The sequence below is a fragment of the uncultured Mailhella sp. genome, from assembly GCF_944324615.1.
Lineage (GTDB): Bacteria > Desulfobacterota > Desulfovibrionia > Desulfovibrionales > Desulfovibrionaceae > Mailhella.
This window is the reverse complement of the sequence record NZ_CALUWY010000038.1, coordinates 1-24,086: the sequence shown is the minus strand read 5'-3', so window position 1 is coordinate 24,086 and position 24,086 is coordinate 1. Positions and strand designations below refer to the sequence as shown.

21 protein-coding genes are annotated in these 24,086 nt (G+C 60.6%); 8 read left to right on the top strand and 13 right to left on the bottom strand.

What is annotated here, in order from left to right:
• Window positions 1-382: 382 nt before the first annotated feature.
• The 8 genes from Q0K07_RS08770 to Q0K07_RS08735 all read right to left on the bottom strand — a co-directional run bounded on the left by Q0K07_RS08770 (window position 383) and on the right by Q0K07_RS08735 (window position 7,168).
• The gene (locus Q0K07_RS08770; protein WP_294558524.1) at window positions 383-1,360 is read right to left on the bottom strand and encodes an FAD:protein FMN transferase; all 978 of its coding nucleotides are present in this window, start codon (window positions 1,358-1,360) and stop codon (window positions 383-385) included.
• Window positions 1,361-1,396: 36 nt separating this feature from the next.
• Window positions 1,397-2,248, bottom strand: coding sequence for an RnfABCDGE type electron transport complex subunit B (gene rnfB, locus Q0K07_RS08765; RefSeq protein ID WP_294558522.1), 852 nt, complete (start codon window positions 2,246-2,248; stop codon window positions 1,397-1,399).
• Between the two features lie 60 nt (window positions 2,249-2,308).
• The gene (locus Q0K07_RS08760) at window positions 2,309-2,881 is read right to left on the bottom strand and encodes an RnfABCDGE type electron transport complex subunit A (protein WP_294558520.1); all 573 of its coding nucleotides are present in this window, start codon (window positions 2,879-2,881) and stop codon (window positions 2,309-2,311) included.
• Window positions 2,882-2,949: 68 nt separating this feature from the next.
• Entirely contained in the window at window positions 2,950-3,630 is a 681-nt protein-coding gene (rsxE, locus tag Q0K07_RS08755) for an electron transport complex subunit RsxE (protein ID WP_294558518.1), read from the bottom strand.
• A 10-nt stretch (window positions 3,631-3,640) separates the two neighbouring features.
• Window positions 3,641-4,216 (bottom strand): RnfABCDGE type electron transport complex subunit G, encoded by a 576-nt coding sequence (rnfG, locus tag Q0K07_RS08750; RefSeq protein ID WP_294558516.1) that lies wholly within the window; start codon window positions 4,214-4,216, stop codon window positions 3,641-3,643.
• The gene (locus Q0K07_RS08745) at window positions 4,213-5,208 is read right to left on the bottom strand and encodes an RnfABCDGE type electron transport complex subunit D (RefSeq protein WP_294558514.1); all 996 of its coding nucleotides are present in this window, start codon (window positions 5,206-5,208) and stop codon (window positions 4,213-4,215) included. Before Q0K07_RS08745 ends, rnfG begins: the two co-directional genes overlap by 4 nt.
• A 54-nt stretch (window positions 5,209-5,262) precedes the next feature.
• Entirely contained in the window at window positions 5,263-6,504 is a 1,242-nt protein-coding gene (locus Q0K07_RS08740) for a 4Fe-4S dicluster domain-containing protein (protein WP_294558512.1), read from the bottom strand.
• A 16-nt stretch (window positions 6,505-6,520) separates the two neighbouring features.
• Window positions 6,521-7,168, bottom strand: coding sequence for a cytochrome c3 family protein (locus tag Q0K07_RS08735; RefSeq protein ID WP_294558510.1), 648 nt, complete (start codon window positions 7,166-7,168; stop codon window positions 6,521-6,523).
• 1,254 nt (window positions 7,169-8,422) lie between these two features.
• Between Q0K07_RS08735 and yfcE the strand changes: the two genes are divergently transcribed.
• Window positions 8,423-8,971: a phosphodiesterase gene (yfcE, locus tag Q0K07_RS08730; RefSeq protein ID WP_294558509.1), complete on the top strand. Its 549-nt coding sequence runs from the start codon at window positions 8,423-8,425 to the stop codon at window positions 8,969-8,971.
• Window positions 8,972-9,022: 51 nt separating this feature from the next.
• Here yfcE and Q0K07_RS08725 read toward each other — a convergent pair whose 3' ends face one another.
• A complete protein-coding gene (locus tag Q0K07_RS08725) occupies window positions 9,023-10,015 on the bottom strand; it encodes a lipoate--protein ligase (RefSeq protein WP_294558508.1) in 993 nt (330 codons plus the stop codon).
• Window positions 10,016-10,235: 220 nt separating this feature from the next.
• On the opposite strand from Q0K07_RS08725, the gene ligA reads away from it, so the two are divergent.
• Together ligA and Q0K07_RS08715 are read left to right on the top strand one after the other, a co-directional pair.
• Window positions 10,236-12,326, top strand: a complete 2,091-nt coding sequence (ligA, locus tag Q0K07_RS08720; RefSeq protein WP_294558507.1) for an NAD-dependent DNA ligase LigA — start codon at window positions 10,236-10,238, stop codon at window positions 12,324-12,326.
• 204 nt (window positions 12,327-12,530) lie between these two features.
• A complete protein-coding gene (locus Q0K07_RS08715) occupies window positions 12,531-12,962 on the top strand; it encodes a TOBE domain-containing protein (protein ID WP_294558506.1) in 432 nt (143 codons plus the stop codon).
• Between the two features lie 565 nt (window positions 12,963-13,527).
• Here the strand turns inward: Q0K07_RS08715 and Q0K07_RS08710 are convergent.
• The 4 genes from Q0K07_RS08710 to Q0K07_RS08695 form a co-directional block, all read right to left on the bottom strand.
• Window positions 13,528-13,968, bottom strand: coding sequence for an Hsp20/alpha crystallin family protein (locus Q0K07_RS08710; RefSeq protein ID WP_294558505.1), 441 nt, complete (start codon window positions 13,966-13,968; stop codon window positions 13,528-13,530).
• 422 nt (window positions 13,969-14,390) lie between these two features.
• Window positions 14,391-15,014, bottom strand: a complete 624-nt coding sequence (locus Q0K07_RS08705) for a hypothetical protein (protein ID WP_294558504.1) — start codon at window positions 15,012-15,014, stop codon at window positions 14,391-14,393.
• Window positions 15,015-15,392: 378 nt separating this feature from the next.
• A complete protein-coding gene (locus tag Q0K07_RS08700) occupies window positions 15,393-16,247 on the bottom strand; it encodes a DUF368 domain-containing protein (RefSeq protein ID WP_294558503.1) in 855 nt (284 codons plus the stop codon).
• On the bottom strand, window positions 16,244-17,029 hold the full coding sequence (locus tag Q0K07_RS08695) for a nitroreductase family protein (protein WP_294558502.1): 786 nt from the start codon (window positions 17,027-17,029) through the stop codon (window positions 16,244-16,246). The genes Q0K07_RS08700 and Q0K07_RS08695 overlap by 4 nt, the downstream gene beginning before the upstream one ends.
• Before the next feature lie 209 nt (window positions 17,030-17,238).
• On the opposite strand from Q0K07_RS08695, the gene Q0K07_RS08690 reads away from it, so the two are divergent.
• From Q0K07_RS08690 to Q0K07_RS08670, 5 genes are all read left to right on the top strand, one after another.
• A complete protein-coding gene (locus Q0K07_RS08690) occupies window positions 17,239-18,681 on the top strand; it encodes a phospholipase D-like domain-containing protein (protein ID WP_294558501.1) in 1,443 nt (480 codons plus the stop codon).
• Window positions 18,682-18,785: 104 nt separating this feature from the next.
• Complete coding sequence (locus tag Q0K07_RS08685) at window positions 18,786-19,460, top strand: DUF533 domain-containing protein (RefSeq protein ID WP_294558500.1); 675 nt, start codon at window positions 18,786-18,788, stop codon at window positions 19,458-19,460.
• Between the two features lie 432 nt (window positions 19,461-19,892).
• A complete protein-coding gene (locus Q0K07_RS08680) occupies window positions 19,893-20,267 on the top strand; it encodes a hypothetical protein (protein ID WP_294558499.1) in 375 nt (124 codons plus the stop codon).
• 990 nt (window positions 20,268-21,257) lie between these two features.
• Complete coding sequence (locus Q0K07_RS08675; protein WP_294558498.1) at window positions 21,258-22,982, top strand: phage/plasmid primase, P4 family; 1,725 nt, start codon at window positions 21,258-21,260, stop codon at window positions 22,980-22,982.
• Between the two features lie 378 nt (window positions 22,983-23,360).
• Window positions 23,361-24,086 (top strand): primase-helicase zinc-binding domain-containing protein (locus Q0K07_RS08670; RefSeq protein ID WP_294558496.1); only part of this gene is annotated, 726 nt, incomplete at its 3' end.

Below are 24,086 nucleotides of genomic sequence, written 5' to 3'. Positions count from 1 at the left end.
TGAGCACGGGGAGTATTGCGGCGTGCGGGCCTGCCCGGAGTGCGCCCGGATATACGGCAAAAAAGCTCCCCGGGCCGAGCAGCGCGGGGAGCAGAAAAGGCGGAAGTTTACGCCCACCGGCGGGACCACCCTGCCACCCGCGCCTTCAGGCTTGTTCCGGAGAAGGGCGGAGCGTGTCCTGCCGTGGCCTGAATCCCGGGCGTTCTGTTGGTGGAAGGTTTCTGCCTTCCGCCCGGTCTTTCTGTCGCCGTCCTTCGGGAGAAAAGGGTGCGCCTGAGCACGGGGAGCCTTGCGGCGTGCGGCCCTGCCCGGAGTGCGCCAGGATATATGGCAAAAAAAGCTCCCCGGGCCGTGCAGCGCGGGGAGCAGGAAAGGCGGAAGTTTACGCCCACCGGCGGGACTGCAGCACCCTGCCGCCCGGGAGCGTAATGAGGCATGATGCGTCCTTCAGGTTTTCCATGAAGGCAACGGGCTGGGAGAGCACACAGAGCGCGGTGGCCAGGGCGTCCGCCTCCATGGCGGAGGACGCGACGACGCTCGCGCCGGGCAGGGTGGAACACCGGCCTGTGGCCGGGTTCAGGATATGGTTGGTCTTGCCTTCGGCGTCGAGAATGTTTTCATAGGAACCTGAAGTCGCCATGGCTTCATTGTACAGAGAGCGCACGGCGGGGTACTCGGTTCTGCCCTGATATTTTTCCGGATTTTCCACGGCCACGCGCCAGGGCCTGCCCGCCTTGCTCCCCTGCGCCACGATATCGCCGCCTGCGTTGATGAGAAAGTCCTTCACGCCCGAAGCGCGGAGGGCGCGTGCTCCCTCGTCGGCAATATAGCCCTTGGCTATGCCGTCCAGGCTCATTTTCATGCCGCCGCGCATGAAGCGCAGGGTGCTTCCCTCCCTTCGGACATGTTCCATGCCGATGAGTCCGGCAAGTTCGGCCTCCTCCTTATCGTCAAGAGGCGCTCCCGCCCTCTGTTCCATGATGTCCAGCAGGGCAAGAATGGTGGGGTCGAAGGCGCCTTCTGTGATGCGGTGCATGCGGGAGGCCGCGTCCGCCACCAGCAGCAGTTCCTGCGGCGCGTCGCGCAGAACGCCTGCGCTGTTGAGCTGCCCCAGAGGGGAGGCGCTGTCGAAGCGGGTCAGCATATCTTCAAGGCCCACCATGCGGGCAAAGGCCCTGCCCGTCGCATCGGCGGCATGGGTGTCCGACACACCGGAAACGGTGATGGTGACGAAGGTGCCCATCATCAGACGCGTTTCCACGAAGGGGTCGGGAGAAGTCAGGGCAAGGGCGGGGCGGGGCAGGGCGGACATGGTTGCAGCCGCAGCCATGGCCTTGAGGAGAAAACGGCGGGTGAGCATGGGAACCTCGTGAGGGCGGCTTGGATGTGCGGTTGTTTATACGGCCTTCTGCTGTTCCGCCTCGGAAGAGGAGGCGCAGAGCGCGGCGGGACGCAGGCGCAGGATGCCGCGCGGGCAGGCTTTGGCGCAGGCCTGACCGCAGGAGTCGCCGTATTCCAGACAGAGCTTGTGGTTGATCTGGATGCGGTCGTTTTCCATGCTGATGGCCTTGGCCGGGCAGGTCTTCACGCATTTTGAACAGTGGATGCAGCCGACCTTGCACACGTCCATGACGGCCTTGAGCTTGTCCTGCGTGGAGCAGGTGATGGCCACGCGGGCTCTCTTGGGAATGAGCTGAAGCACGTTTCTCGGGCAGACCTTTTCGCACTTGCCGCAGCCTACGCACATCTGCTCGTTCACGATGACGGTATAGTTTTCGATGCGCAGGCCTTCGGTGAGGCAGACCTTCACGCAGTCGCCGAAGCCCAGGCAGGAGAAGCCGCACTGGTCCGAGCCGTGATGCAGGGCGGCGGCCGCCGCGCAGGAGGGAATGCCCTTGTAGTCGAAGCGCTGGGTCACCTGGCCTGCGTTCTTGTCGCAGCGGCGGTAGGCGCACAGCGGTTCCACTTCGGTGGTGATTTTTCCGGTGAGGTTGCCTATGGCCGAGGCCACCTTTGCCCCGCCCACCACGCAGAGGTTGGGGGGAATGGAGGGGTCGTTGACCACGGCATTGGCATAGCCTTCACAGCCGGCATAGCCGCAGCCGCCGCAGTTGGCTCCGGGCAGGGTGCCGGTGACTTTTTCCACCCTGGGGTCCTCATGGACGGCGAACACACGGGAAGCGACGGAAAGCATGGCGGCGGCGACGAAGCCGAGCCCGGTAAGCGTGAGTATGGAAGAAACGACCATAGCGACGTCCTTATGCTGGCGATGGTGGGGAAGAGGGCGACATCCTGACGGAAGAGACGCCTAGACCATGCCCTTGAAGGCCATGAAGGAAAGGGACATGATCCCTGCCATGATGAGCGCGATGGGTGTTCCGGCCATGGCCTTGGGCACACGGCAGGTTTCCAGGCGTTCGCGCACGCCCGCCATGAGCAGCAGGGCGAGCAGGAAGCCCGCACCTGTGGCAAAGGCGTAGATGAGCGCATCCATGAGATCGTACTGCTCTCTCTGCACCAGAAGCGTGACGCCGAGAACGCAGCAGTTCGTGGTGATGAGCGGCAGGAAGATGCCCAGCGAGGCGTAGAGCGGGGGAATGGCCTTCTTGAGGAACATTTCCACAAACTGCACCAGCGAGGCGATGATGAGGATGAAGACCAGCGTCTGGAGGTATTCCAGGCCGGTGGGAATAAGGATGTACTTCTGCACCAGCCATGTGCACAGCGTGGCCATGACGGTGACGAAAATCACGGAAGTACCCATGCCGAGGGCCACGCCCTTTTCCTTGGAGCAGCCGAGGTAGGGGCAGTTGCCGAGGTTCTGGGCAAGAACGATGTTGTTGACGAATATGGCGGAAATAAAAACTTCAAAGACGCTCATCCGCGGTCTCCTTCTCTTCTGCACGGCCGCCTTCCGTCCCTGAAGGGAGCAGGCGGCTCAGCGTGGGTTCAGTCCTGGCTTTTGCCGATGGAGCATGCGCGGCAGCCGCCGCAGGGCGAGGCGGAAGCTTCGGAGCCTTCGCGGTTGCGCTTCATGAGCTGGCGGCGCGTGCCGTAGTTCATGGCCGCGAGGGTCAGCCCCAGGCAGAGGAAGGCGCCGGGCGCTTCCACCATGATGGTGAAGGGCTGGAAGCCGTCCCACATGACGGGATAGCCGAACCAGGTTCCGGCACCCAGAATTTCACGGATGGAGCCCAGGAAGGTGAGCGACATGGTGAAGCCGAGGCCCATGCCCAGACCGTCGGCAATGGCGAGGTGCACCGGGTTCTTGGCGGCGAAGGCTTCCGCTCTGCCGAGGATGATGCAGTTCACCACGATGAGCGGCACGAAGATGCCGAGCTGAAGGTAGAGCGGATAGGCATAGGCCTGCATGAGCAGCTCCACGGCCACCACCAGCGTGGCGGAAATGGTGATGAAGCAGGCGATGCGCACCTTGGAGGGAATGATGTTCCGCACCAGGGAAATGAGCATGTTGGAGAGGGTGAGCACGAAGAGCACGGCCATGCCCATGCCGATGCCGTTGGAAGCGCTCTTGGTGACGGCAAGCACGGGGCACAGGCCCAGCAGCAGCCGGAAGGGAGGCAGTTCTTTCCACAAGCCCTTGGTCAGTTCCTGAATGAATTGATTCATGGCGGCCCCGCTATTTCCACGTCTCCAGAAGGAGAGGCTTGAGTTCCTGATAGACATCCACGGCCTTGGCCACGGCGCCTATGACGCCGTTGGACGATACCGTCGCGCCGGAAATGGCGTCGATTTCACCGCCCTGATTTCTCAGCTTGACGGGGAGGGCCTTGCCGGGGAACTGCTTGAGGAAGGAAGGTTCCTTCACTCTGGTGCCCACGCCCGCGGTTTCCTTCATGGTGGTGATGCCGATGCCGGCCAGGGTGTCTTCCGCAATGCGGAAGCCCACCACCACGCCGAGGTCGCCGCCGTAGCCGCTGCCGAACTGCTCCACGGCCACGCCGGTGAGCCTGCCGCCTTCCATGCAGGGGAAGACGTTGACCCTGCGGCCGTCGGCCAGAGTGAAGCTTCTGCGGTCTTCGATGGGCGAGTTTTCGGCGTTTTTGAAGACTTCGAGTATGGCGGGCCCCTGCACGAAGGTGAGGGCCTGGCTTTCAATCAGGGGAGCCGTGGTCATTTTCAGGTAGGAGAGGCAGAAGCCTGCCATGCCGCACAGAACCGACAGCACAACGATCATTTGAAGGATGCTTTTCATGCGCGGGTCCTCCAGTCAGCCGAGCCTGCCTTCCGCGGGCCGGTTCCGAAGGGATGCGACCTGATGAGGGCAAACATGGGGGCGAGCAGGTTGATGAGCATGACGGCAAAGGGCGCGCCGTCGGTATAGCTGCCGAAGGCTCTGATGAGAACGACGAGTATGCCGCCCGTCAGGCCGTAGAGCAGCATGGGCAGGCGGCGATGCGGCGAGCAGGAATCTTCCGTGGCGAGGAAGAAGGCGGCGAGCACGGTGGAGCCGGTGCCCATGTGGAAGAAGGGGCCTGCGTACAGGGAACCGTCCACAAAGTGGAGGCAGGTGGCGGCAAGGAAGGTGCCGCCCAGGAAGGAGAGGGCGATTTCCCAGCGGACGACGCCCCGGAGCACCAGATAGATGCCGCCGAGAAGGAGCGCGCCCACCTGCGAGGAACCGAGTCCTCCGAGCTGATTGCCGAGCAGAAGGTCGATGACGGAAATGTCCGCCACGGCCTCCGCGCCGAAGTATTTCAGTTTCAGCAGCGGGTCGGCAAGGGTGGTCTGAAGCTGGGATGCCGTGGGATCCATGAGGAAGGGGAAGGATACGAAGATCATGGCCCAGCCCACGAGGGTGGCGTTGACCTGATTGGCGCCGTAGCCGCCGAAGGCCATGCGGCCTATGCCCATGGCGCAGGCCGCGCCGATGACGACGAGCCACCACGGCGCGGATGCGGGCAGAAGAAAGGCGAGAAGCAGGCCGGTGATGGCGGCGGTGCCGTTGTCCTGGCTCAGCTTCTGCTTCATGAGAGTCTGGCAGACGGCCTCCGTGGCCATGGCGGCCAGAACGGCAAGGGCCATGACGCGCGCCGCGGGCATACCCCACTGAAGGAGGCTCATGATGACGGCGGGGGTCAGGGCAATGAGGGTGTGGAGGCTGTTTTTGCGTATGGTGCGCCCGCAGTGCCAGAAGGGAGGCGTACTGATGGCAAGAAGGATATCGTTGTTGCTGGAAGTGCTCATGGCTTTTCTCGCTGGTGTGCTCACGCGTGATGCGATGGGTGAGGGAGGCGGCTCCTAAGCTCTGGCCACAGGCTCGATGGGGGTGAGGCGCGACAGGCGTTCTTCCTCATCGAGCTTCTTGACGGCGAGGCGTATGTACTGAAGCACGGGACGGCGTGCGATGCACACATAGCCGCAGAGTCCGCAGTCGACGCAGAGGCGGAAATTTTCCTTCCGGGACATGTCGTATCTGCCGAATTCGGCATAGCGGCTCAGCATGCGCGGGTCGATGCGGGTGGGGCATATCTGTATGCAGGCGCCGCAGTTGATGCAGGGGCTGTCGCCTTCGATGGGCGGCACTTCGCCCGCGTTCACCACAAAAAAGCCGTAGGCGCCCTTGGTGATGCTTCGATCCAGCCTGTCCAGACTTTCCCCGCGCAGCGGACCGCCGCGCAGGATGGTATCGCCGCTTTTCAGGGAGATTTCCGCAAACTCCAGAAGTTCGCCCACAATGCTGCCGTTCTTCACGATGTAGTTGGCCCAGTCTCTGGCCGTGCCTATGGTGATCACCGTTTCCATGAGCGGCAGACCGGTAAGCGCCACGCGCCCCAGGCTCCAGACGTTGTGCAGGCCCACGGCCGCCACGTCCGGCGGGTTTTCCTCTCCGGTCACTTCCCGGATCATGAGCTCGTTCACGCTGTTGGGGTACATCGGGTCCACCTGCACGGTGCGTATGCCGGCAAGCCTGACATCGCAGCCTGCGGGCACGGCCAGCATGATTTCCTCGGCCCGCCGGAAGCGGCGCTGAAGCTCAAGCCCCGCGCGTATCTCGGCGGCGTGTTCCGCCAGCATGGGTTCCGCCCAGCGCACGCCGGGTTCGGGGTTCAGGCCGTTGACGATGAGCGTTTTCACTCTGCGCCCCAGAGAACGGGTGTTCACCCCCATTTTCTTGACGGCCAGCACCAGATCCTCGCCTTCTTTGCCTTCCCTGATGAGGTCCACAGGTTCCAGAGGCGCGGGGAAGGTGCCGGGTTCGACCTTTTCCGGGTCCACGGCTTCCACAAAAATGCTGCGGGCGTTGATTTCGGTGATGGTGCCGTATATGGGCGCGTGCAGATCGCCCTTGTCCAGGCTGGGGTGTTCGGCAAGCAGCATGCCGGGGTAGACCATGGTCTTCTTCTTGACCCCGGGGACTATGGTGAAGCCTTCCCTGTTCAGGCGTATCTTCCTGGGGGCGGGCCCCATGCCGAAGTGCCTGTGTTCATTGTAGACAAGGCGGAATCGCGGATCGTTGATGATATGGAAATACTGCTTCATCGTTCTTCCCTTGTCGCTATTTCGTATGGCATTGCGCGCAGTTGTCCACAGGGCCGCCCTGCTTTTCGTGGCAGCCTATGCACAGGCCGTGATAGGCGGCCATGCTGCTCGGCACAAGCTTGGCGGGTTCCACCTTGTGGCAGGTTCCGCAGGGGATGAGCGCGTCCTTCAGCTTCGCGCCGCTCTTCTGCACTTCACGCGAGGGCTGCTCGTTGTGGCAGGTGGCGCAGTTGTTCATGGCGGTGGGGCTGAACAGATCCGCATGACAGCTCTTGCAGCGGGTATGGACGGCGCGCTTCAGGGAAAGGATGGGCCCCATGTCGGTGGTGCGGTCGTGGCAGGAAGCGCAGTTCTGCGGGGAAGGCTCTATCTGCGGGCCGTGATGGCAGGCCGTGCATTCCACCGAGGGCATGGCCGCGTGGACGTCGTGCCCCCAGTTCTTGCGCGTCAGCGTCATGTGGTGGCAGGTCGCGCAGGTTTCGTCCGACATGGTGTAGGAGTGTCCCCGGAATTCCGGGCCGAATTCAAGGCCGTGACAGGTCTTGCACTTCTGTCCGGCACGGTCGGGGCCGGGCGCGTCGTGATGACAGCTTATGCACGCTATGCCCATGCCTTCCGCATGGGCCTTGTGATCGAACACCACATGCCCGGCGGCGTTTTTCATGAGTATTCTGTTGGGAAAAGGCTCGGGAGTTTCCGGCAGCAGATATCCCCCTACAGACAGAACCAGCAATGTACCCGTCAGGATATATGTTACTTTGCGCAATGTCTTCTCCCCCTGAGATTTAGTCTTTTTTATATAACAAGAATCCTTTCATGAGAAGAGACAAAAACACGAATTTCACATATTATTCCTTACTTTATCCACATATTTCACATGGTTGAAGGTTTAATTCGTGCATAACGGCACAAGCGGTGCGCAGAGCGCTTCCGGAAGAAGCTCCCCCCTGCCGCGACAGGATCCTTCCTTGAAAAGAGAGGCGGACAGGGGGAGCGGCGTCGTGTGCATGTGGGCTTTTCCGGAGAAAAAGCCGCCTGCACAGGGAAAAGAAGATGCGGCACGCTGCATTGCCCATACTGTCGGATGAAAGAAAAAAGTATTTCATTTCAAAATATTACAGAATATTTCAGGTAATGTGACTTGTGAAAAAAAAACTTAGCAGGAATGCAGGAAGGCGGGGAAGGCAGAAGGGGCGTTCTGTTTTCTCCATACGATTGCGCCGCAGCGCTTCAGGGGCGGCGCAGCATGCTTTAAAAGAAGAAAGAGCGGGCAGCTTCTGTAACGGGCGTTTTCCGTGAGCTTTCCCACGTTGCGGCACGGCGCCGTTGCGGAAGCGGCGGCATGATATGCAGAGCCGCTGCGGCGTGAAGCGGTGAGCGGCCGCAGCCTGCCTTGCCGGGAAGGCAGGCAAAGCGTGCGGGGGCCTGATGCCGGAGCGCAAGTACCGTCCGTGCCGGAAAACGGAAGTTCCGGCCTGCACGGCAAGGCTTCCCCGACAGTGATTTTCCTCCCCATCTTCTGCCGTGCGCCTGTTTTTCCCGGTTTCACCGCCTGTCCGGCGCAGGGAAGACCTTTTTTGTCCTGAACCTTCGGACATGGTTCCGATACCGCCTGCAAGGCTCTGCCTTGTCTTCTTGCCTGAGGGAAAGCCCCTGCGGCAGGGGCGGGGCATGGCCGGGGAAGGGCACGGCGGGAAAAAGGGGGACTCCGGGAAGGCATCCGGCAAGTGCGCTTTCTGCGTGCGGAAGGCGCCCGGGCCTGCGCGGAACGGCGGAGGCAGACAAGCGTTTGTTGTGCGGGATGTTCAGAGTCCTTTCAGGGCAGGGCTTTTTCTGCCTTCCTTTGCACGGGAAGGGGCCTGCCGTTCTTCTCGACCTTTGCGGGCAAATCTGGCATGTTCGGCACAAAGGAGAAACCATGAAAAAACTGATGATTGCTTCGGATATCCACGGTTCCGCCCTCTGGTGCGGGAGGCTTCTGGAACGCTTTGCCGCGGAAGGGGCGGAGAGGCTTCTTCTGCTGGGTGATCTTCTCTATCACGGACCGCGCAACAATCTGCCGGATGAATACGCCCCGCAGAAGGTGATGGCGATGTTCAGCGAGGTGCGCGAAAAGCTGCTCTGCGTGCGCGGTAACTGCGACGGGGAAGTGGATCAGATGGTGCTGGATTTTCCCATCATGGCGGAGTACGCCGTGCTTCTTCTGGGCAGCCGGACGGTGTACGCCACCCACGGGCATCATTACAATGAACAGACGCCGCCCCCCTTTGCAGGGGGCAGCATCCTTCTCTACGGGCATACCCATGTTCCGGTATGCACGGAACACGAAGGCTTCACGGCCATGAATCCCGGTTCCGTGTCCCTTCCCAAGCAGGGAAGCCGGCACAGCTACATGACCTGGGAAGAAGGGGTGTTCCGCTGGAAAAGCGTGGAAACTGGGGAGATATACAGGGAATATTCCTGCTAGCGCAGGGACGGGGCCTGTGCTTCCTTTCTGAAGAGCGGCCCCGTCATGACGTTATTCCCCGCAGAGGAACTGCAGCAGCTCCTCATGCTCCGCGCCGGTGAACCACTGTTCCACAGGCACGTTTTCCAGAGCCGCCCTCAGAGAGGGAGCGTCGGACCTGAGTCCGATGAACCGCTTTTCCAGTTCCGTGATGTCGCCTGCGGCGAAGAAGTCGCCGAACAGGCGGCAGCCGGTGATGAGGCCTTCGCGTACTTCCAGAAGGCATTCCAGCCTGCCCCAGGAGAAGCGGCGGCGGCGTTTTTCCGTGAAACGGGGGGAATGGCCCCAGTTCCACTCCCAGCTTCTGTAGCGTGCGTCGGCAAGGGCTTCGGCCTTTGCCGCAAGCTCGGGAGGAAGGGTGCGTTCTTCCTGTGCGCAGCGTTTTGCCATGGCCGCGATGACCATGTCCATGCAGGCTTCGCCGGAAAGGGAGGAGGGCAGAAACTCCCGCAGATTGGCCACGCGGGCGCGGTGCGAGGCCACCCCCTTGGACTGGAATTTTTCCGGATCCGCCGCCAGGGCTCCGGCCAGGACGGAGGTGTCCACATTCACCATGAGGCAGCCGTGATGCAGCATTCTCTGCCCCTTGCGCCGCTGCGCCGTGCCCGCCACCTTGCGGCCCTGAACGGTGATGTCGTTGCGGCTCGTGTAGGCGGCATCCACTCCCAGATCCTGCAGGGCCGCAACCATGGGACGCATGAATTCATCGAATCCTGCCAGACGGTTTTTTTCCACCCAGAGCAGGAAGGAGAAATTGACGTTGCCGAGGTCGTGATACACGGCTCCTCCGCCCGTGGGGCGGCGTACCACGGCTATGCCGTGCTCGCGGCAGTAGGAGGCGTTCACTTCTTCGGCCGTGTTCTGGTGGCAGCCCACGATGACGGAGGGCGCGTTGCGCCAGATGAGGAAGATACCGGGATTTTCCGGGGAAAGGGAGTCGAAGAGCGTTTCCTCCAGAGCGAGGTTGAAGGCCGCTTCGGTGCTGTCGATGCGCAGGGCGTACATAGAGGCTCCTTGACCGTGCCGGTGAAGGGAAATCCGCCTTCCCCTTTGTCCGGTCCGGGTAAAAGTAACAGGTATTCCGCACGGAAAGAACGGAAAGCGCCACTATAAAAGGATGCGGGCGGGCAGGCAAGGGGTGCTTGCCCTTGTGCGGGCGCCGTGGCAGTATGCTGCCGATGAAACGCCGTGCGCACGGCGAAACAATGCATATCTTGAGGAAGGCATGGACCAGTTTTCGTTATTCGATTCCCCTGAGAAGAAGGAACGCGACCGCGCCGGGGCCCGTGCGGCGTGGCTTCGCCGTGAGCTGGAGCGTCACAACCGTCTGTACCATCAGCTGGATGCGCCGGAGATCACCGACGAGGCCTACGATGCCCTGTACCGCGAGCTGGTGGATCTGGAAGAGAAGTTTCCCGACCTGCGCACCCTGGATTCGCCCACGCGCAGAGTGGGCGGCGCCGTTCTGCCCTACCTGGAGACGCGTCCGCACCGCGAACGCATGTACGGACTTGACAACGTGTTTTCCGCCGGGGAGTGGGAAGCCTTTGTGCAGAAGGCCTCCCGCGCCCTGCCCGAGGCCGGGGGGAATGTCATGACCGACTGGTGGGCCGATCCCAAGCTGGACGGGCTGGCCTGCGAACTGGCCTATGAGAACGGCGTCATGGTGCAGGCTCTCACCCGGGGCGACGGGGAAGTGGGCGAAGTGGTGACCGAGGCCATGCGCACGGTGCGCAACCTTCCCCTGCGTCTGGCAGGGGCGGGGCCTTTCCCCCGGCGCATTGAAATACGCGGCGAGGTGCTCATGTTCCGCAGGGAATTCGAGGAGCTGAACCGCAGACAGGAGGCGCTGGGGCAGAAGACCTTCGCCAACCCGCGCAATGCGGCCGCAGGCTCGCTCCGGCAGCTCGACACCAACGTCACCGCGCAGCGCAAACTGCGTTTTCTGGCCTACAGCCTCGGAGAGGTGGACGCTCCGGGCATGAAGATGTGGGAAACGCATGCGGAACTTATGGATTCTCTGAAGCGCTGGGGCTTCGACACGCCGCCGGAAGGCAGGCTCTGCCATACGCCGGAAGAGGCCCTGAACTATTATGAGTATCTGGAATCCATACGCGATTCTCTGCCCTTTGAGATAGACGGCGTGGTCTACAAGCTGAACGACCGTGAGGCGCAGGCCGCGCTCGGCTTTACGGCGCGCGCTCCCCGCTTTGCCGTGGCCTGGAAGTTCACGTCGCGCAAGGCGGAAACGCGCCTGAAGAAAATATCCATACAGGTCGGCCGCACGGGCGTGCTCACCCCTGTGGCGGAACTTGAGCCCGTGAGTCTCGGCGGGGTGATGGTGAGCCGCGCCACCTTGCATAATGAGGATGAAATACGCAGGCTCGACCTGCGCGAGAACGACATCGTCATCATACAGCGCGCCGGGGACGTGATTCCCGACGTGCTCGGCCCGGTGCTGGAAAAAAGGCCGGAAGGACTTGCGCCTTTCGAGTTCCCCCATGTGTGCCCCGTGTGTTCCTCCCCGGCCAGAAGACTGGAAGGAGAGGCGGCCTGGCGCTGCCTGAATCTGGCCTGCCCGGCGGTGATCATGCGCAGTATCGTGCATTTCGTGTCCAAGGCGGGGCTGGATGTGGACGGCGTGGGCGCGAAGTGGGTGGAGGCGCTCATTGCCTCGGGCAGGGTGAAGAGCCCGGCCGACCTTTTCACCGTGACCCGTGAGGAGCTCATGACCTATGAGCGCATGGGCGAAGTTTCCGCGGGAAATTTCGTCGCCGCGCTGGAAAAGGCCAGAACCGGCGCATCGCTCATGCGTTTCATTGCGGCTCTGGGCATACGGCAGGTGGGGGAACAGACCGCCCGCACCCTTGCGGAACATTTTTCCGATATGGACGCGCTGGAAAAGGCGAGTGTGGAAGAGCTCATGCGCCTGCCCGACATAGGCCCCGAAGTGGCGGGCAGCATACGCGCCTTTTTTGAGACGGAATCCAACCGGGAACTTCTGGAACGCTTCCGTGCCATGGGGCTCTGGCCGAAGGGGGGGGAGAAGACCCCCGCCCGGGGCGGCGCCCTGGCAGGGAAGAAGGTGCTCTTTACCGGCACGCTCTCCCGCCCGCGCGATGAGTACCGCAGGCAGGCCGAAGGGGCCGGGGCCAACGTGGCCTCCTCGGTTTCCAAAACGCTGGACTATCTTGTGGTGGGGGAAAATCCCGGCTCCAAGCTGGAAAAAGCCCGCGCTCTGGGGATCACCGTTCTGGACGAGGAAGGTTTCACGGCCCTTCTGCATTCGCAGCAGGAGGAAAACAGGGGGGAATAAGCTGTTAAAACGACCCCACCGGTAAAAAAGGCCCTTGTCGCACTTGCGTGCCGGGGGCTTATTGGCTATGCTAAATCAGTTTTTTTCAGTGTCCTCCCATGGAAGGAAGATGGATGGCAGTTGCCGGGGCAGAGTGTGCGCCAGGCTGTGTATCGCATGGCCGTGGGGAGATGCGCTGAATAAGCGTATATTAAACAGGAGATTATGATGAAGACCAGCTCTCGCAATGCCTATCCCGGCAAGATCACTGCTATCGTTCCCGGAAACCTCAGTGATGAAGTGGAAATTTCGCTGGAAACCGGTGAAAAGATTTACAGCCAGATTTCCCATGCCTGCACCGAGCGCCTCAACCTTGCCGAAGGCAAGGAAGCCGTTGCGCTGATCAAGGCTACCGAGATCATGCTTGTTGCCGACGACAATGATTATGATTTTTCCTGCCGCAACCAGTTCACCGGTAAGGTCGTCAAGCTGGTGCGCGGTTTCGTGAACGGTGAAGTGCTTATCCAGACCCCCAGCGGCATGGAAATCAACGCCACCGTCACCCTGGACGGCGTGAACCGCCTCCGTCTGGAACGCGGCTGCACCGTGGGCGCCATGTTCAAGTCCTCCAACGTTCTGGTTGCTGCCAAGAAGTAGCCCGGAATAAGGGACGGTCTGCCGTCAATGCCGGGAAAGGTCTTTTCTGCAGGCCGCCCGGACTCCCGGGGAGAAATTTCTCCTTTGAGAGAGGAAAAAGAGCACGTTTTTTGACGTGCTCTTTTTTTATGCCGTTTCTTCCGCATGGTTCCCGGCCTTCGGGAGCATTGTCCGCCGTAGGAAGGACTGCCTCCGGGATACGGGGGAGCCGTGCACGTCGGCGGCGCGGTTCAGAGTCAGGGCCGGGTATCTCCTGCATGTTTTTTCTCTGAAGTGTCAGAGAGAGTCGGAAAAGGGGGAGAAGAGGGCGCTTTTCCGGGCGGCAGGCTGGGGAAGAGCGGAAGGTGCGCCTTGGGAAGAGCATAAAAAAATACCCCGCATGCCTGCGGCGGTGGAGGAGAGCACCGGCGTATGCATGCGGGGTGGGTGTCGGAGGTATTGCCCGGCCGAGCCTGCGGGTGTTCCGCGTATCGGAGCGTTCTGGAGAACATCCGGTGCGGCACAAGCGTCGGCCCTGATTCACGGCCGTGCGGAACGGCTCGGGAAACCCGGGAGGGATCGGGGATCAGGCAATGGTGACGATCTTTTTCTCAGGAACCTTCTTTTCCGGAACCTTGGGGAAGGAAAGTTTCAGAATACCGTTTTCAAAGCGGGCGGAAACGTCTTCCGGTTCCAGCACTTCGCCCACATAGAAGCTGCGGCTGCAAGCTCCGCAGAAGCGCTCGCGGCGCAGATAACGGCCTTTCTGCGCCTCTTCTTCCTTGTTCTGCGCCCTGGCGGCACGGATGGTGAGGCAGCCGTTGTCCAGTTCTATGCTCACTTCCTCTTTTTTGTAGCCGGGAAGGTCGATGTCGAGTTCATAGGCGTTTTCCGTTTCCCGGACATCCGTCTTCATCAGGTAGTCCGTGGTTCTGGCGGCAGGCTGAGCGTTTCTGCCGAAAGCGGGCATCATATGTTCATTGAAGAAATCGTCAAGAAGAGTTTCACCAAACATGGAAGGAAGCATGATAAAAACCTCCATTGATGTATGAAATCAATGCATCATTGGTATAAATGACAGAAGCCTTCTCTCTGCATGAATAACAGGGAACCTTCCCTGTATGAGGAGATGCTTTGATTCTTTCTTTTTCTGAAAAGGTTTGTATCGCCTTTTCCAAAAGGAACACTTTTATACTAAGGTCGATTTTCCCTCTGTCAACGGCCGGAGGCTTTTTTTGCAAAAAAGAGTCGTTTTTTTTCGGGAGGGGCCTTGTGCCGGGCCTCCGGCGCCGGGCGTGTGTTTTGGGCCGGGTGTCGGCAGAAAGGCGGGCGTGGCCCTGCGTTTTTATGCGGCAGGCGCGCCTCTGGCGGATAACAGAAACGCCGCCGGGGAAGCCCCGGCGGCGGAGAAAAGGATCTGTCTTCCGGAAGGAGAGATCCGGCCTGCTTTCAGTGTTTTTCGAAGCGCAGAAGCAGGGCGGAGGCAAGAATGAACATGTAGCCGAGCAGTTCGCTGGATTCTTCCATGGCGTTCTTGGCCATGCGCGAGCCTTCTTCGGGAATCAGGACATCCCAGAGTATGCCCATGCCGAAAAGCCGGGAGTAGGCAAGAACAATGACGATTCCGACAAGCAGCACGGGAAAGTAGCGCCAGCGCACGAAGCAGGCCAGAGCCGATATCGTGGCGCGCAAGCGCGTAAACGCATAGGTAAGGCAGGAGAAGGTCAGGGCCAGGGCGGGCCATTTCCAGCAGCCGTGGGAAATGATGTCCAGAAAATAATCCTGTTCACGGATGAGCATGCAGCCGATGAATCCGCCCGTGAGCACCAGTGCTCCGCGCATTTCCCGGCGGCGGTGCGCCTCAAGGAAGAACAGCGCCGTGCTCAGAACAAGAAAGAGTGTCTGGACAAGCTCCGTGGGTCCGGCTTCGATAAAGGGGCGGCTGCACAGAGCATCCCAGTAAAAGATGAGAAAAAGCAGAATGATGCCGAGCCCGAAAAGGAAAAGCAGCCGGAGGGCTCCGGCGATGGCCCTGAGATCGGACAGAAGGTCGTCGGAAAAACGGATGTTCATGATAAAAAGCGTTGCCGGGGCAGTCCCGTGCTTTGGGGATACAGAGAATGAGGCGGTCAGCGTCTTGTAAAGCGGGTGATAATTTTCTTCCGATGAAAAAATTTGTCAAGGTTTTGTTAGGGCGCGCAGGTTCCTGCCGTGCGTGCCTGCGGGGAAAAGGCCGGGAGGCGCCTTTCAGAGAAAAGATGCGTCTTCCCGGGGCGGGGCTGAAGTTTGTGCCGGATTCCGCCCCGGTATTTCCGAAACCGGGGAAGAAAAGACGCCCCGGCGGAGGCGGACGTTCTCCGGCCGTTGCGGGAGGGCCGGGGAAACGCCCGCATGGGCGCGGGGCGTGTGTTTGAAGGGGGCTGCCTTCCGGGGCAGGGGCCTCAGGGAAGCTTAGTTTTTCCGGGTGGCGATATGCTGCACGAGCAGGGGCAGGGCGACGCCGCAGGCACAGGTGAGCGCGGCGACAAGCACCATGCCGTCAAGACCGGGGGGAAGGGCGGGCAGGGTTCCGTCATGCCAGGGCCATACCGTGCGCAGGGAACCTGCCATGACGCCGATGAGCGCGGCGCTGGTCTGGGAAGAATAACGCCGGAAGCAGGCGGAAAGCACGCGGCTGAAGCTCATGAGGCCGCAGAGCCCGCCCGCAATGAAGGTGAGAAGCACCGGCAGATCGAGGTGCACCACGGCGGAAAGGATGTAGGCGTACTGCCCCATGATGACCAGCATGAAGGAGCCGGAAATGCCGGGCAGAATCATGGCGCACAGGGCGATGAAGCCCGCAATGAAGATATGGGGCAGGGTATGTTCCGCCGTCATGGCTTCCGCCCCTGTGATGAACCAGGCAAACAGCGCGCCCAGAATGAGCAGGGCGATGTTTGCGGCAGGCATGTGCAGGCCTCGGGTCATGAGCAGGATGGAGGAGATGATGAGCCCGAAGAAAAAGGCCCACAGTGCCTCCGGCCAGGTGTGCAGCAGATACAGCGTGAGTCTGGCGAGGCTGAAGATGGAAATGAGTATGCCCGTCAGCAGCGGGAGCAGAAAAGCCCAGGGGATGAGGGCGAAGGCCTCCTTCCATCTGCCGGAGAAGAAGAGCCGGAAGAAGGTGCTGTCGAAGGCCTTGATGCCGTTGAGCAGCTTGTCGTAGATGCCGGTGATGAAGGCTATGGTGCCGCCCGACACGCCGGGAACCACGTCGGCTGCTCCCATGGCCAGGCCGCAGAGAAGGTAGCGCAGCGTTTCCCTCATGCCTTTTCTCCGCCCACCCACTGAACGCGCAGGGCGCGGCGGGGAGGAATGCGCCGGTAGTGCAGGTCGGGCAGGCCCACCATGAGTCCGGCCAGAGGACGCAGGGAACCGTTCAGCCCCATGGCCGCGCATACCTTGTCGTCCAGAGAGGCGGCCCGCATGGCGAAACCGGCCCAGCAGCCGCCGAGGCCCATGGTGGGAAGAAGCAGGTCGAGCGTGGCAACGGCGATGGAGCAGTTGACGATGTCAAGGTCGTACGCGCCCTCTGCACAGGCGAAGACGACGCAGGGCGCTCCCCGGAAAATGGGGTCGCTTCCGCTGTCGTGAGAGCGCACCAGAGCGGCCATGCGCTCCTCGCCGCGGAAGACGTTCACCACGCTGTCGGAAACGCGGCGCAGGGTGTCGCGTCCTTCCAGCACCAGCCAGCTCACGTTTTCGAGATTCTTGCCCGTGGGCGCGTAGCGGGCGGTATCCAGCGCCTGAAGCAGCGTTTCACGCGGCACGGCGTCTTCCTTGAAGACGCGCAGAGAACGCCTGCCCCTGATGAGGGCGGAAAGGCTTTCCTGCGAGGGGAAAGGCCCTGCATGTTCAAGCGTGTCGGGATTCACGCCGTCCAGAGTGACGGCGGCCTTCGGGCATACGGCCGTGCAGTGGCCGCAGTGCATGCAGTATTCCTCGTGACGGACATGAACGGCCTTTTCCGTGAGGTGGAAGCAGTGAGCGGCGCAGACTCGGGCGCACATGCCGCAGAGAACGCAACGGGAGGTGTCTATCTGTATCATGGTGTTTCCTGGTGCTGTATGGTAGAGAAGATCGAGTGAGCATAGAGGAAAACGCCGAAAAGGGGAAGGGCCTTATCCTCCGCCCGGGCGCGCGCATGGGCCGTGCCGCAGGCGGAAGTATCCGGGGCCTTCTGATGTTCGGGGGAGTGCGGACTTTTGCCGGATGGGGAGAGCCCCCCCCCGTGCGGATGGTTTTCAAAGGAAAAGACATGGAATCACTGACTCTTCTTATGCTTGGAGTCCTGTTCGCCGTTCTGGGCTTCATCTGGGCCGTGTTCTGCTGTATACACGCCCTGCTTCATAAAAAGGATTCCCAGTCCGCCCTGGCCTGGGTGGCCTGCATTCTGCTGCTGCCCTTTGTGGGCAGTATGGCCTATTCCCTGTTCGGCATCAGCCGGGCCGACAGTCTTGCCGGGCGTCTTCTCGACGAGGCGGCGAGAAGGCAGGATTCTTCCGACAGAATGCTGGACAGAAAGCTGGACATGGAGAACGACGATAACCTTCCCCGGGAATGGCAGGCGCTTGCCGTGGGGCGTTCCCTGACCGGAAGGTCCATGCTGCGGGGCAACCGGCTGGAGCTTCTGAAAAACGGCGAAGAGGCCTATCCCGCCATGCTCGAAGCCATCCGGCAGGCAAAGCACATGGTCTGCCTTTCCACCTATATTTTCAAAGGCGACAGCACGGGCCGGGCCTTTGCCGAGGCGCTGGGCGACGCGGCGGAACGCGGCGTGGACGTGCGCCTTATTGTGGACGGCGTGGGCGGCATGATTTATTCTCTGCACAAACCGTGGAAGAAGCTGCACGAGCGCGGTGTGAAAATGCAGATGTTTCTTCCGCCGCGCCTGTGGCCGCCCATGTTTGCCGTGAACCTGCGCACGCACCGCAAGGTGCTTTCCTGCGACGGAGAGGTGGCCTTTACCGGGGGCATGAACATCGGCGACCATCATCTTGTGCATCTGCCCCGGCCGGGGCGTGTACAGGACATTCACTTCCGCTGCACCGGGCCTGTGGCCATGCGCCTTCAGGAAGCTTTTCTCATGGACTGGGCCTTTGTGACGAAACTGCCCACGCCTCCTTCGCTGATGGTGCCGGAAGAGAAGGGCACGTCCCACTGCCGCCTGGTGTTCGACGGGCTGGGCAGAAGCAGGGAGGATATCCATGAACTGGTCTGCGGTGTGATTTCCTCGGCCAAGCATCGCGTGACCATCTTTACGCCGTACTTCATTCCGCCGCGCGAGCTGTCGGGCGCGCTGGTGGCCGCCGTGGAGCGGGGGGTGCGCGTGGATCTCGTGCTGCCGGAAAAGAACAACCTCTTCTATGTGCATCATGCTTCGCGCCGCTTTCAGGGAAGACTTGTGGAAAAGGGCGTGCGCATCTGGTATCAGCCGCCGCCCTTTGCCCATACCAAGCTGCTGCTGGTGGATGACTGGTATGCGCTTTTCGGTTCCGCCAATCTGGACCCGCGCAGCCTTTTCCTCAACTTCGAGCTGAATGTGGAGGCGGCTGATCCCGTATTCCAGAAGGAGCTTTCCCGGTATGCGGATGAGGTGATCGGCCGTTCGCGCAGAATGCTCCGTGCGGACTATGAGAGCTGCACTCTTCCCGCCCGGCTTTTCGATGCGCTGTGCTGGCTGTTCAGCCCCTATATCTGAGGCGGTAATACTGCGCAATATTATGCAAGACTTTCCCGGTTGACTTCAGAGGGGGATCCCGTATGACAGAATACAAGACCCTCTATGTCGTATAAGGAGAGCCCATGTCGCTTTTTGATGTTCTGAACAGTTCCGGCCTGAAATCCACCCTCGATGCTTTTTCCGACAAGGCGGGAAAGGCCGTTTCCACCGTTTCTTCTCAGACGCCCGGCGGTCTGGGCGGACTCCTCGGCGCAGGAGCGCTGGGCGCGCTGCTCGGCATGGTCGCTTCCAGAAGCGTGCTGGAGAAGGTTGCACTGGTGGGCGCGGGCGCGGTCATCGGCAATTTCTACCAGAAATGGAGCCGGAACATTGCGCAGCAGTCCTCTGCGCAGGGGAACGCCCCGCAGAATGCGGAAGCCGTCCGTGCCGACGATACGGCCATGCTCATGCTGCGTACCATGGTGTATGCCGCGCGTGCCGACGGGCATATCGACGAGGCGGAGCGTGAGCGCATCCGTGCTCTGACGGAACAGCTTTTCCCGGGAAGGGATGTGTCGGCGCTCATGAACGACCTGATGAGCGAACCCATCCATCCCGATCTTCTGGCAGTGGGCGTGCAGACTCCCGAACAGGGGGAGGACCTCTACCGTCTTTCCTGCTTCATTGTGGACATCGATCATTTCATGGAAAAAAGCTATCTGGAGGCTCTTGCCGCGGCGCTGCATATTCCTGCGGAACGCAGGACGGTGCTGGAACAGGAAGCGGTGCAGGCAAAGCGGAAGCTCATTGCCGGATAGCATGAACCTTGCTGCACGGAAGCGGAAAAGGGCGTGATGCCTGCCTGAGATGCCGGGCGGGGGGGGGCACGCCTTTCCGCTTCCGTCATTCTCTGATCCTTCGCTCGCCGTCATCCGGGGAAAAGGCTCTGAGGCGGGCATATGATGCCTTTTGAGCAGGGCGGCCGGCAGAGCAGGGAGAAAGGCTCCCCATGCGGGTGTGTTTCTCTGCGCCCGGGTGTGAAAAGATTTTGCAAGATTTCAGAAAGAGTTTTCTCCTTGCTATTTTTCCCTGGAAGCGGGATTGTCCATATAGGGATTCAATCGTTCCGCCCTGGATGCAGGGTGGGAAAAACGGGCCGGGCGCCTGCGGGCGAGTATTCCGGCCTTACCCCGGGCGGAGTCCGCCGCCCTGAAGCGGTTTTCCGAAGCCGCTTCCAAGGAGTCCTGCTTATGGAACTGTATGATGGTATAAGGAACGCCCTGAAGAACAGAGGTTGTCCGTGGATTGAGGAACATGTGTTTGAATTCATGGGCCAGAGGCTTCATCTGGACATTCATGATCTCGGCCAGAACTACATGTTGAAAATCGTGCACCGCGCGACGGGCAGGAACAAGTCTGACAAGGCGGAACCTTATATAGTGAAGAACTTTTCTCTGGAAAAAACCGTGTCCAAGAGCTCCCTCCGCGGAGGGAGTCTGAAGAAGATGTGCGAGAACCTTGCAGACGGCTTTCTTTTCTGGCTGGAGAGCATGTGCTTTACCCCCACGGCCGCAAAGGAAACCGTACCGGTGCGTACCGAATCCCGCACGCGCCGTACAAGGTGACAGCGGCTTCTGCAGCATGCGGCCGCTGAGCCTGCATCCTGCATGCCATGACATGTAAAAACAAAGGCCCGGAATGTCCGGGCCTTTGTTTTATCGTGCGCCTGGGGCCGCCGGGAGCTTTGGGGGCAGAACGGCGGGGGCCCGTAGGAAGCCGCATCCTGCAACGGTGAGTCACGCCCGGGCATACCTGTTTTTCCGCACCGGCGCGCCAAGCCCATGCGCCGGGCGTGTTTTTGGCAGGAATTTTTCCGGCAGGACAGGGCGCCTTCTCCCAAATGCAGGCGTTGTCATGGCGCCTTCTGCGATACGCCTTTTTCAGCTTTCCGGCCCTGTCCTTTGCGGCAGATCTTCTCCTGAAGCACCTCTGTGCGGCGTGAGGAAGGCTCCCTGTACGGCAGAGCATGTCCGGAAAGCGGGATTTTTCCTCTGCCCGAAGGGCTTTCCGGGCAGGCTCCATGCTTTTTCCCTCTTTGGAATGAAAAATCTCCCCCCGGGAAGCCCGGGGGGAGATCTGCTGAAGGAGAGGCTGCAGGTATGCTGCAAGTCTTTCCTTTTTATTTTATAGGGTTATGTGTGTAAGGTGGGATTTTTGCCGCCCTACACGTTGAAGAGGAAGTCTTACACGTTGAAAAGGAAGTTCCTGTTCCGAACCCCGTGTAATGTTTCAATAACTATTGATAAAAATAAACAAAATTCTGTCTCTACATCGGGAAGTTATCTCCCCTATATCTCCCCACTCTGTGTGGAAAGTTATGCTTTACCGAAGGCAAAGCTGGGGGAAGTAATCCGACTTCGCGCCCCCTTTACCCCTAGAAAAGATATATCTGACCATAGTGTCATAGCGTCCTGTCGTCAATTTTGGGTCCTTTCCGGCTCCGGGCTTATGCGGGGGCTTGCCGAGCGCGAAGAGTGCCAGAAATTTTTTGAAAATAAATCCGAAATTTGGAAAGCCGGCGGCAGACCTTCGTCCGTGGGCATGGAGGTGGCCGCATGAGTGACCACCGAAACGATATGCCGAAGACGCCCCAGGAACCGCCGTCCCCGAAGGAATGGCTAAAGGGCGAGATCATCCGGGCGGAAGTGCAGCGCAAGGCCGAGGAAGAGGCGGCCAATCTGGCCAGACTGAAGGCGGAAGCGGAGGCCGGTAAAACATCCTCCGGGCAACGTCGGGGAGACAAGGACGCCGAGACCAGGCAGCGCTTTGTGGAAGACTGTGCGGAGGCCGGGCAGAAGGGCTCCGGCATTCTCTTCAATGCGCTTTGCCGCGGTCAGCTCATCTTCGTTCCTGAGTGGGACAGCTGGCTGGAGTGGAAAGGGCAGTTCTGGTCCAGAATATGGCCGTTTGAGGCGGCGTCTCGTGTGGAGAACGTGGCCCAGGCCTATCTGGAAGGAGCGGAACGGCTGAGAGGTATGGCCGCATCGGCACGGGCGGAAGACGACGAGGAACTGGCCAAGCAGCTGGATGCCCGCGGGCGCAAGCTCAGGCAGGCGGCCGACAAGCTCCACCAGAAGCAGGGCATCAATGCCTGTCTGGAGCTGTCTCTTTCCCATGAGAGCCGTTTGACGGTTCCCGGCGTGCGTCTGGACGCGGACAATTTTGCCATCGTGGCGAAGAACGGCGTGGTGGACATGCGTTCGGGCATGCTGCGTCCCGGCAGACCGGAGGACTACTTTTCCCGTCACTGCACCGTGGAATGGCAAGGGCTGGATGCCCCCTGCCCGAAGTGGGAGCGGATGCTGTTCGAGATCTTTGGAGAAGATCCCGATGTCCTGCACTACATGCACAAGCTTCTGGGCATGGCGCTGTGCGGGGAGATATCGGAAAAGATTTTCGTGGTTCTGCTGGGAGCGGAAGGCGACTCCGGTAAGACGACTATTTTTGAAATTATTTATGAGCTTTTTACCGGCAGCGACGGCACCAGTGAAACCGGTTATGCCGCGCCCATGCCGGTAGAGATGCTGCTTGACCAGGGCACGCCGCAGAACCCGAACGCCCCTACGCCGGCCGTGCTGGAAATGAAGGGGCAGCGCATCATGTGGGCCTCGGAACCGGGAGAGAACCGGCGCTTCTCTGTGGACAAGATCAAGCTCATGAGCGGCGACGACTCCCTTGTGGGGCGTTCCCCCTATGACAAGGGCAATACCAAGTTCCGGCCGACGCATACGCTTTTTCTTTTGACCAACCACAAGATGCACGCCGGAGACAACGATTCCGCCTTCTGGAAACGCATCAAGCTGGTGGTGTGCCCGTTTTCCTTCGTGTCCGAGCCCGATCCGAACAACCCTTTGGAGCGTCAGGCAAACAAGAACCTGAAGAACGAAATTTTGTCGGAGGAAGGTCCGGGCGTTCTGGCATGGTTTGTGCGGGGCTTTCAGCTCTATGAAATAGAGGGACTCATACCACCAGAGAAGATACGCAGGGATACCGAGGCTTACCGCCGAGAGGAAAGCATTGTTCTGCAGTTTGCGGACGCCTGTCTGGAAGCGGACCCCGATGCGCCGCGTCTGGCGGCCGCGCATCTCTATGCGGTGTTCAAGGCGTGGTTCGAGGACAAGATGAGCCGCAAAAGCTGCCCCTCCATGACCACCTTCGGCAAGCTGGCCAAGCGTACCATCAGAAGCGAGAGGGCAGGCGGCCGTGTCTGGTATTACGGCTACCGCTTCAATGAGCAGGCCGAGCACGATTACCCGAAAGAGGTGCAAGACCATGCTTAACTTGAAGCATTGCTTGAACTCTGTGCCGGGGCATGACACTTCCATGATACCGTCAGGACACTGCTGTCATGGTAAGTTTTTCAGGGAAAACGCGTGGTTGTGGTATAAACATGACAGTATGACAGTTTTTCCCGTAAAAGTCCCTACGCGCGCGTGCATATATGCGCGCGCATATACATACTGTCATACTATCCTATTTATTAAGAAAAAAGGTAATAACCATCATAAAAGAATAAACTTTTTTGCCATGACAGTTTCGTCGGAAAGTGTCATGGAACCATCATGGCGCCGTCATGGTGTCATGGCCGAAGCTCCGGCGGCTTTTCTGCATATCATCATGGCCTGCCTGCTTGCCTGGCGGATGTGGGGAGGTGCGGCATGCTGACCGTTACCGACCTGTACACGGCGCGGGGCCTTGCGCTGAAGAGCAAGGGCCGCAACAGCCGCGGCGCGGAGTTTGCCGGGCCGTGTCCTCTCTGCGGCGGCAGAGACCGTTTTCTCGTATGGCCCGAGCAGAACGACGGCCGGGGCTCCTACAGCTGCCGTCAGTGCGGCATCAGCGGCGACGTCATCCAGTGGCTCATGGACGTGGAAGGCATGACCTTCCGGCAGGCGGCGCAGGCCGCCGGCAGGGCGTGGGAGAATCGCCCGGTGAAAAGTGCGCCTCAGGAGCCGCAGAAGCGTGAAAAGGCTCCGGCGCGACTCGATGCTCAGGCAATGCCGGAACCGGCGCGCAACGCCGCCCAGTGGCGCGCGGAAGCCGCGCATTTTATCGAATCCCGGCATCAGGCGCTCTGGGCGCAGACGAAGGCCCGTCAGTACCTGGCGGCGCGCGGTCTGGATGAAGTCGCCGTGCGGGAATACCGGCTCGGCTGGCAGAGCGGGGAAAACGGCCGCGCCCACATCATGCGCCTGCGCAAAAACTGGGGTCTGCCGGAAGAAGCACCACGCGAACCCGGAGGCCGTGTGCGTCGTGCCATGTGGATTCCCCGCGGCATAGTGATTCCCTGCCTTGCGGCTGACGGCGGCGTGGAACGCATCCGCATCCGCCGCCCGGATGCCGACAGAAAAGCAACGCTCCCGAACCTGAAATACTACGTCATG

What these genes read in the sequence shown, in the direction of transcription:
- Q0K07_RS08770 (WP_294558524.1), bottom strand. Translation starts at nt 1,360, where the DNA reads ATGCTCACCCGCCGTTTTCTCCTCAAGGCCATGGCTGCGGCTGCAACC.
- rnfB (WP_294558522.1), bottom strand. Translation starts at nt 2,248, where the DNA reads ATGGTCGTTTCTTCCATACTCACGCTTACCGGGCTCGGCTTCGTCGCC.
- Q0K07_RS08760 (WP_294558520.1), bottom strand. Translation starts at nt 2,881, where the DNA reads ATGAGCGTCTTTGAAGTTTTTATTTCCGCCATATTCGTCAACAACATC.
- rsxE (WP_294558518.1), bottom strand. Translation starts at nt 3,630, where the DNA reads ATGAATCAATTCATTCAGGAACTGACCAAGGGCTTGTGGAAAGAACTG.
- rnfG (WP_294558516.1), bottom strand. Translation starts at nt 4,216, where the DNA reads ATGAAAAGCATCCTTCAAATGATCGTTGTGCTGTCGGTTCTGTGCGGC.
- Q0K07_RS08745 (WP_294558514.1), bottom strand. Translation starts at nt 5,208, where the DNA reads ATGAGCACTTCCAGCAACAACGATATCCTTCTTGCCATCAGTACGCCT.
- Q0K07_RS08740 (WP_294558512.1), bottom strand. Translation starts at nt 6,504, where the DNA reads ATGAAGCAGTATTTCCATATCATCAACGATCCGCGATTCCGCCTTGTC.
- Q0K07_RS08735 (WP_294558510.1), bottom strand. Translation starts at nt 7,168, where the DNA reads ATGAAAAACGCCGCCGGGCATGTGGTGTTCGATCACAAGGCCCATGCG.
- yfcE (WP_294558509.1), top strand. Translation starts at nt 8,423, where the DNA reads ATGAAAAAACTGATGATTGCTTCGGATATCCACGGTTCCGCCCTCTGG.
- Q0K07_RS08725 (WP_294558508.1), bottom strand. Translation starts at nt 10,015, where the DNA reads ATGTACGCCCTGCGCATCGACAGCACCGAAGCGGCCTTCAACCTCGCT.
- ligA (WP_294558507.1), top strand. Translation starts at nt 10,236, where the DNA reads ATGGACCAGTTTTCGTTATTCGATTCCCCTGAGAAGAAGGAACGCGAC.
- Q0K07_RS08715 (WP_294558506.1), top strand. Translation starts at nt 12,531, where the DNA reads ATGATGAAGACCAGCTCTCGCAATGCCTATCCCGGCAAGATCACTGCT.
- Q0K07_RS08710 (WP_294558505.1), bottom strand. Translation starts at nt 13,968, where the DNA reads ATGCTTCCTTCCATGTTTGGTGAAACTCTTCTTGACGATTTCTTCAAT.
- Q0K07_RS08705 (WP_294558504.1), bottom strand. Translation starts at nt 15,014, where the DNA reads ATGAACATCCGTTTTTCCGACGACCTTCTGTCCGATCTCAGGGCCATC.
- Q0K07_RS08700 (WP_294558503.1), bottom strand. Translation starts at nt 16,247, where the DNA reads ATGAGGGAAACGCTGCGCTACCTTCTCTGCGGCCTGGCCATGGGAGCA.
- Q0K07_RS08695 (WP_294558502.1), bottom strand. Translation starts at nt 17,029, where the DNA reads ATGATACAGATAGACACCTCCCGTTGCGTTCTCTGCGGCATGTGCGCC.
- Q0K07_RS08690 (WP_294558501.1), top strand. Translation starts at nt 17,239, where the DNA reads ATGGAATCACTGACTCTTCTTATGCTTGGAGTCCTGTTCGCCGTTCTG.
- Q0K07_RS08685 (WP_294558500.1), top strand. Translation starts at nt 18,786, where the DNA reads ATGTCGCTTTTTGATGTTCTGAACAGTTCCGGCCTGAAATCCACCCTC.
- Q0K07_RS08680 (WP_294558499.1), top strand. Translation starts at nt 19,893, where the DNA reads ATGGAACTGTATGATGGTATAAGGAACGCCCTGAAGAACAGAGGTTGT.
- Q0K07_RS08675 (WP_294558498.1), top strand. Translation starts at nt 21,258, where the DNA reads ATGAGTGACCACCGAAACGATATGCCGAAGACGCCCCAGGAACCGCCG.